A 5,379-nucleotide genomic window follows, 5' to 3' on the forward strand; every position below is an offset into this window, starting at 1 on the left:
ACGCTCTTTTCGATCTCCTCCGAAATCTCTTTGGAGAGGAGGACGGCTTCGTCGTCGTTGACGAGCGATGCGTTGACGATGACGCGTACTTCACGACCGGCGTTGATCGCATAGGCGTGGTGGACACCCTGCTTGGATGTCGCGATCTCTTCGATTGCCTTGACACGTTTGAGAAAGCTTTCGAGCACTTCGCGTCGCGCACCGGGCCGTGCAGCCGAGAGCGTATCGGCTGCGCATACGGCAGCCGCTTCGACCGTCTCGGGCTCTTCGTGTCCGTGGTGGGCGTAGATGGCATTGATAACCACCGGATGCTCTTTGTAACGGCGGCACACTTCCGCACCGAGATCGACATGGCTTCCCGCATACTCGTGTGTCAGCGACTTTCCGATGTCGTGGAGAATACCGGCCCGTTTGGCAAGCACTTCGTCGCCACCCATCTCCGCCGCCATGATGCCGGCCAGATGCGCCACTTCCAGCGAATGGCCCAGGGCGTTCTGCCCGTAACTGGCACGATAGCGCAATCGGCCGATCAATTTCATCAGTTCCGGATGCATCGGCGAAACGCCCAGGTCGGTTACGATCTGTTCCCCCTCTTCGAGCACCATCTGCTCGAACTCTTCGGTCACTTTTTCGTAAATCTCTTCGATCCGTGCCGGCTGGATACGGCCATCTTCGATCAGCAGTTCGATCGTGCGTGTCGCGATGGCGCGGCGGTAGAGGTTGAAACTGCTGAGAATGATAGCTCCCGGCGTATCGTCGATGATGATATCGACACCCAGCAGCATCTCGAGGGTTTTGATGTTACGCCCCTCCTTGCCGATAATACGCCCTTTCAGTTCGTCGTCTGGAAGGTGAACGACATTGATGAGACGTTCGGCGGCAAACTCGCCGGCATAGCGTGTCGTCGCCTGGGCCAGAATATAGTTGGCCTTCCGTTTCGCCTCCGTTTTCGCTTCCGTTTCGTGTTTGCGTACAATATGGGCGATTTCGGCCCGGGCATCCTCTTCCGCCTGTTTCAACACAAGCTCTTTCGCCTCGTCGGCGGTGAGCCCCGAGGCGCGTTCAAGAATCTTCAGCGCCTCTTTTCGCTTGGTTTCATACTCGTCCCGCAGCATATCGATCTGCTGCTGTGCCGCTTTGAGTTCCGCTTTGGCGGCTTTGACCTCCTCTTTCTCTTCGGAGACCTGTGCCAGCTCCTCTTCGAGACGTTTGGCAAGCTGTTCTTCACGTTTTTCGAGCTGTGCGAGACGTGTATTGAACTCGTTGTTGAGCCGAACCAGCTCATCCTCATATTTCTGCTTCGCCTCGAGCTCCGCTTCGGTCACTTTGAGCTTGGCGTTCTGCAGAACCACTTCCGCTTCGTGCTCGATCGCCTTGGCCTTCGCTTTGGCCTGCTCGACATAGATATCGTATTTCGAAGCGTCAATCTTTTTTGTGATAAGAAATGCCGCTACGCCGCTAACTGTGGCGGCTGCACCTCCTATGATCAACTCTGTCAACATGGTGTTTCCCTCGGACAATAATATCTTCGGGGGTTATATAAATATCTGCCAATACATCAAAATCATCGGTTATTCTCTTTTTCGTATAGCATTTTGCAAGCTGTACAAATACGGTCAGAGGCTTTTGCTTCAGTGACCCAAAAAATCTATCGTACATACCTTTTCCAAATCCTATGCGGCGAAATCGCCCGTCAACCCCCACGACCGGAACGATCGCCAAATCTATTTTTGACAGATAAAAATGTGAATTCATCGGTTCCATAATGCCAAACTGTTTTTCAGACAGCGGCAATCTATATTGTACCAACTTAAAACTTTCTCCTTCCATAAACGGAACATAAATTTTCCGATTGCGCCGCAAACGCCTGAACAGCGGCCTGACATCGACTTCATGCCCCATGGGAAGGTAGAGCAGAATCGTTTTTGGATTATATTTTTTTATAATACTACCGATTCTTTTCAAAACGATTCTGTTGCGGTAGAACTTGCCACTTCTTTCCGCTTTCTGCAATCTTTTCAGACACGCTTTTCTAAATGTTTTTTTGTCCAATGTTTAAGCCCTGTTGTACTATAATCGATTCCTATTTTATCCAAAGGTTATTTAATGCGATTGAAAACGGCAACGATCTTCCTGTTGGCACTATTGACACTTTTTATCACCGGCTGCGGGGAGAAAGAGGAGACGGGCACCGGTACGACAGAAAAAACGGAGCAGTCCCAGCCGAGTACATTCACGCTCAGTGACGGAAACCAGAGTATCAAAGCGACACGGAAGGGGGAAGGTTTCGATTTCAACGTCAGCGAACCCATTGTCATGCTGGACTTCTTCGCCACATGGTGCCCGCCATGCAGAGCGGAAATTCCGCATCTGGTCAATCTGCAGAACAACTACAGAGGAAAACTGAAGATTATCGGTGTTCTGGTCGAATCGAAACATCCTGCTGAGCTGAAACGATTCATTGTGGGGCACGACATCAACTATTTTGTCTCCAGCGCTCCGGACAACATGATGCTTGCCGGCACGACTGCCGATATGCTTCATCAACCCAAAAACTTTTCGATTCCGATGATGGTCCTTTTCGTCAACGGCAACTATTTTCGCCATTATGTCGGCATGGTTCCGGAAGAGATGATCGAAAGCGATATCAAAGAGGCGCTGAAGGAGGTGAAATAAGATGTTCTCCTTTTTGAAAAAGGGGCTGAAAAAAACTGTCGAAACGATTCACAGCAACGCCCCCGTCAAACGCGAAAAGATCGGTCGCGAAGATCTCGAAGACCTCCTTCTCGAAGCCGATGTCACCTACGATCTGGTCGAAACGATCGTCGAGTCGCTTCCCGAGACCGTCAAACGCATCCAGCTCTACAATACCCTTATCTCCCTCTTCATCTACGATGTCGAAAAGATCGAACCGAAGGGTGAAAAGCCCTTCGTCGAGCTGATCGTCGGTGTCAACGGTGCCGGGAAGACGACGACGATCGCCAAACTGGCCCAGCGCTACAAAACGGAAGGCGAAACCGTCATGCTCGGCGCCTCCGACACGTTCCGGGCCGCCGCCATCGAACAGCTCAAGACCTGGGCCGAAAAACTCGACATTCCCATCGTCTATACGAAACAGGGACACGATCCGTCCGCTGTCGCCTACGACGCCATCAGTTCCGCCAAAGCGAAGGGATTCGACCATGTCATCATCGACACGGCCGGTCGCCTGCACACCCAGACCAACCTGGCCGAAGAGCTCAAAAAGATCGTCCGGGTCTGCAGCAAGGCGATGCCCGCGACGGATCACTCAAAACCTGCTCCGCATCGGAAAATACTGATACTCGACGGGACCCAGGGCAACAGCGCCATCAACCAGGCCAAGGCGTTCAAGGAGATGATCGATATCGACGGTATCATCATCACGAAACTCGACGGTACGGCCAAGGGTGGTGCACTTTTCAGCATCGCCGAAGAGCTGAAACTTCCCATCTACTACGTGGGTGTGGGCGAACGGGCGGAAGATCTGATTCCTTTCGATCCCAAAGAGTTCGTCAATACGATTCTCGATGCGATCTTCATCGAAGAGAGTCCGGATATGATCCCATCTTCCGGAAAAACCCATCAGGTCGATCTGAAAGCATTGACCGACGCTCAGCTTGCCCGACTCGAAGAGCTGCTTGACAACGACGGATTCAATCTTCTTTCAAAGCATTTCGTCTCCGACCGCGCTACCGGAGAAACCTATCGTCTCAACATCAACGAAAACGCCGACCAGATCGAAATACTCGACAAAGACGGCAGTATCGTCAGAGCCTACAGAGCCGAAGAGCTGGCGGTCAATGGCTAAAAAGAAACAGTCTCTCTACGAATGCCAGGCCTGCGGCATGCAGAGTGCCAAATGGATGGGAAAATGCCCGAACTGCGGCGCGTGGGAGAGTTTTATCGAACTTTCTGCCGAACAGCAGAAGGTATTGAACGAAATATCCAAAGCGACATCCGCTCCTTCCCAGGCCAAGCCGATCACCCAGATCGAAGAGGAGGAGGTCACCCGTTTTTCCAGCGGAGACAGCGAACTCGACCTTGTGCTCGGAGGCGGCATCGTACCGGGATCGCTCGTACTTATCGGCGGAAGTCCCGGTATCGGCAAATCGACGCTGCTGCTCAAAATCGGCGGCAATCTGGCGGCACAGAAGAAAAAGGTGCTTTACGTCAGCGGCGAAGAGTCGGGCGGGCAGATCAAGATGCGGGCCAACCGTCTGGGCGCCAACCACGACGACCTCTATCTCCTCGGTGAAATCCGTCTCGAAGCGGTGATGGCGGAAGTCGGCAAAAGCGGTTACGATCTCATTATCATCGACTCCATCCAGACTCTCTACTCCGACTCCATTCCTTCGGCTCCCGGCAGCGTCACGCAGGTGCGCACGATCACTTTCGACTTGATGCGCCTGGCCAAAGAGAAACAGATACCCATCTTCATCATCGGCCACATCACCAAAGAGGGCTCCATCGCCGGACCGCGGGTATTGGAGCACATGGTCGACACGGTGCTCTACTTCGAAGGCGACGCCAGCAAAGAGATACGGATGCTGAGGGCCTTCAAAAACCGCTTCGGAAGCACCAGCGAAGTGGGGATTTTCGAAATGACGCAGGAGGGGCTTGTCAGCGCCAAGGATATCGCTTCCAAATTCTTCAGCCGCGGAAAACCGCAGGCGGGCAGCGCCGTCACCGTCATCATGGAGGGGACGCGGCCGCTGGTTATCGAAGTGCAGGCCCTCGTTTCCGACAGCGGCTACGGCAATCCCAAACGCTCAACCACCGGCTACGATGCCAGCCGCCTGACGATGCTGCTGGCACTGCTGGAGAAAAAACTCGATCTGCCCTTCGGCCAGTACGACGTCTTCGTCAATATCGCCGGTGGCATCAAGATCAACGAACCCGCCGCCGACCTCGCCATCATCGCCGCCATCATCAGCTCCTTCCGAAACCGCCCATTGAGCGATGAAAGCATCTTCATCGGTGAAGTGAGTCTCATTGGCGACATACGGGAAGTTTTCCACCTCGAACAGCGCCTCCGAGAGGCCCACACACTTGGATTCTCCAAAGCGATCGTACCCAACAGACCGGGTTTCAAAACGCCTCTGAAATGCTTCGTGGCCGAAGAGGTGGCGAAAGTGGTGGAATGGATGTAAACGTTATATTGACAGATTTAATTTGAGTTATTAGATAATTACAATCTTTAAGCTATTAAAATCAATAGGTTAATTATTAATGGCTTTTTAAACTTTGTCTTTTCTCTCAAACCACATTCTGAATAATGCCGTTAAAAATATTGCACCTACTAATACTCCAACAGCATAAATCATAATGATAGAAAAATAATCTTCCATTGTTTGAGGA

Annotated in this window: 4 protein-coding genes and 1 pseudogene; 3 read left to right on the forward strand and 2 right to left on the reverse strand. The window is 52.2% G+C overall.

Going from position 1 to position 5,379, the window contains the following annotated elements:
• Both rny and Q1K24_RS09085 read right to left on the reverse strand, forming a co-directional pair.
• Positions 1–1,499, reverse strand: a 1,499-nt coding sequence (rny, locus tag Q1K24_RS09080) for a ribonuclease Y (protein ID WP_300369180.1), incomplete at its 3' end; no start/stop codon positions are given.
• Positions 1,459–2,052, reverse strand: a complete 594-nt coding sequence (locus Q1K24_RS09085; protein WP_300369183.1) for a 5-formyltetrahydrofolate cyclo-ligase — start codon at positions 2,050–2,052, stop codon at positions 1,459–1,461. The genes Q1K24_RS09085 and rny, both read right to left, overlap by 41 nt.
• A gap of 54 nt (positions 2,053–2,106) precedes the next feature.
• Between Q1K24_RS09085 and Q1K24_RS09090 the strand changes: the two genes are divergently transcribed.
• The 3 genes and pseudogenes from Q1K24_RS09090 (at position 2,107) to radA (ending at position 5,171) form a co-directional block, all read left to right on the forward strand.
• Positions 2,107–2,676, forward strand: a complete 570-nt coding sequence (locus Q1K24_RS09090; protein WP_300369186.1) for a TlpA disulfide reductase family protein — start codon at positions 2,107–2,109, stop codon at positions 2,674–2,676.
• Position 2,677: 1 nt separating this feature from the next.
• Positions 2,678–3,562, forward strand: a pseudogene (ftsY, locus tag Q1K24_RS09095) (signal recognition particle-docking protein FtsY); the annotation flags it as partial.
• A 259-nt stretch (positions 3,563–3,821) separates the two neighbouring features.
• Entirely contained in the window at positions 3,822–5,171 is a 1,350-nt protein-coding gene (gene radA / locus Q1K24_RS09100) for a DNA repair protein RadA (RefSeq protein WP_300369189.1), read from the forward strand.
• Positions 5,172–5,379: the final 208 nt, after the last annotated feature.

This window comes from Hydrogenimonas sp. (assembly GCF_029932565.1).
Lineage (GTDB): Bacteria > Campylobacterota > Campylobacteria > Campylobacterales > Hydrogenimonadaceae > Hydrogenimonas.

Bases quoted from the DNA above. Each gene is read 5' to 3' on its own strand.
- Q1K24_RS09090 (WP_300369186.1), top strand. From the start codon at position 2,107: ATGCGATTGAAAACGGCAACGATCTTCCTGTTGGCACTATTGACACTT.
- radA (WP_300369189.1), top strand. From the start codon at position 3,822: ATGGCTAAAAAGAAACAGTCTCTCTACGAATGCCAGGCCTGCGGCATG.